Source organism: Caldisericota bacterium, assembly GCA_034717215.1.
Lineage (GTDB): Bacteria > Caldisericota > Caldisericia > Caldisericales > Caldisericaceae > UBA646.
This window is the reverse complement of record JAYELD010000102.1, coordinates 1-1559: the sequence shown is the minus strand read 5'-3', so window position 1 is coordinate 1559 and position 1559 is coordinate 1. Positions and strand designations below refer to the sequence as shown.

The 1559-nt window shown below is 53.8% G+C and carries 2 protein-coding genes; both read left to right on the top strand.

Annotation, left to right across the window (positions count from 1 at the left end):
- The first annotated feature begins 58 nt into the window (after positions 1 to 58).
- Positions 59 to 1255 (top strand): 2,3-bisphosphoglycerate-independent phosphoglycerate mutase, encoded by a 1197-nt coding sequence (locus U9Q18_04135; protein ID MEA3313545.1) that lies wholly within the window; start codon positions 59 to 61, stop codon positions 1253 to 1255.
- Between the two features lies 1 nt (position 1256).
- Positions 1257 to 1559 (top strand): bifunctional phosphoribosylaminoimidazolecarboxamide formyltransferase/IMP cyclohydrolase (purH, locus tag U9Q18_04130; GenBank protein MEA3313544.1); only part of this gene is annotated, 303 nt, incomplete at its 3' end.

Sequence of the window (1559 nt, the reverse complement as noted above, 5' to 3'; positions counted from 1 at the left end):
CGCCCAATTCCCTCTTATAATACAGCCTCCGAAAGATAGAATTCCAAATGGAGGCCCGATGGAGTTTTTGAGCGATTTACTTGTTCCTTCCAAGACCAAAATACTCTTGGTTGTAGTTGACGGCCTTGGAGGGCTGGAGCGCGACGGCAAGACCGAGCTTGAAACCGCTAAGACCCCGAATCTGGATGCCTTAGCTGCGAAGAGTTCTTTAGGTCTTAGCACGCCGGTGGATGCGGGCGTAACACCTGGGTCAGGTCCGGCGCATTTAGCGCTTTTCGGCTACGATCCGTTGGAGTACGAGATAGGCCGCGGCGTCTTGGAGGCTCTGGGTATTGACTATCCCTTAAAGCGCGGCGACGTAGCGGCTCGCGGCAACTTTGCCACTGCCAAGGACGGGATGATCACAGACCGCCGGGCCGGACGCATCCCTACCGAGGAGAACGAGCGTCTCTGCAAACGCTTGAGCGCTGAGATCAGCGAGATAGAAGACGTAGCGATTCACATCCGGCCAAGCAAGGGACACCGTTTCGTATTGATCCTGGACGGCGAAGGCCTGAGCCACGAACTTACCGAATCCGATCCGCAAAAGGAAGGTCAGCCGCCTATCGTAATCCAGCCTTTGGCCAGGGACGCAGGCAAGACCGCACGGATAGTAAACCGGTTCGTGCTTCAGGCACAGGAGATTCTTGAGTCCGAAGAACGCGCCAACATCTTGCTTTTGCGTGGGTTTGCGTCTCTGCCCGATCTGGTGCCGTTCCCTGAACAGTTTGGCGTAAAGGCCGGAGCAATAGCCACCTATCCCATGTACAGGGGCTTGGCCAGGCTGGTAGGCATGAAGGTGCTTGAGACCGGGTCTACCTGGGAGGAGGAACTTGATACTTTAACTCAGCAGAGAGAGAATTTCGACTACTTCTTCCTGCACTTCAAGGAAACAGATGCCGCCGGAGAGGACGGCGATTTCACAAAAAAAGTCCAGCTGATCGAGGAATTTGACAAGCTCCTTCCCCGTATACTGGATTTCGGATTCGAAGTCGTGGCCATAACCGGTGATCATTCTACCCCTGCGGTGCTGGGTTCACACTCCTGGCATCCCAATCCATTCATGCTTTATGCCCCCCAGACTGCCCGGACAGAAGGAAAGCCTGAATTTTCCGAACGCCGCTGTGCGAACGGAGTTTTAGGACATTTTAACAGCCTGGACGTGATGCCCTTACTCCTGGCCCATGCCAGGCGTCTCAAAAAGTTCGGAGCTTAACATGAAGAAAGCCTTGATATCGGTATCAGACAAAACCGGTGTAGGTAAGCTGGCACGAGTTCTGGTTAATGCCGGCTACGAGATACTTTCAACATCGGGTACCGCCGCGTTCCTGGAGCATTCCGGAATAGGTGTTATAGAGATCTCCGACTACACCGGATTCACCGAGACCTCAGACGGTCGTGTAAAAACCCTGCATACAAAGCTTTATACCGATATACTCGGCAGACCAGCAGGTATCCAGATCGTGGTGGTGAACCTGTACCCATTCGAGCAGAAGATGCAGGAGGGATTGAAGCTTTCC

Coding starts and splice junctions, on each gene's coding strand:
- U9Q18_04135 (MEA3313545.1), top strand. CDS start 59: ATGGAGTTTTTGAGCGATTTACTTGTTCCTTCCAAGACCAAAATACTC.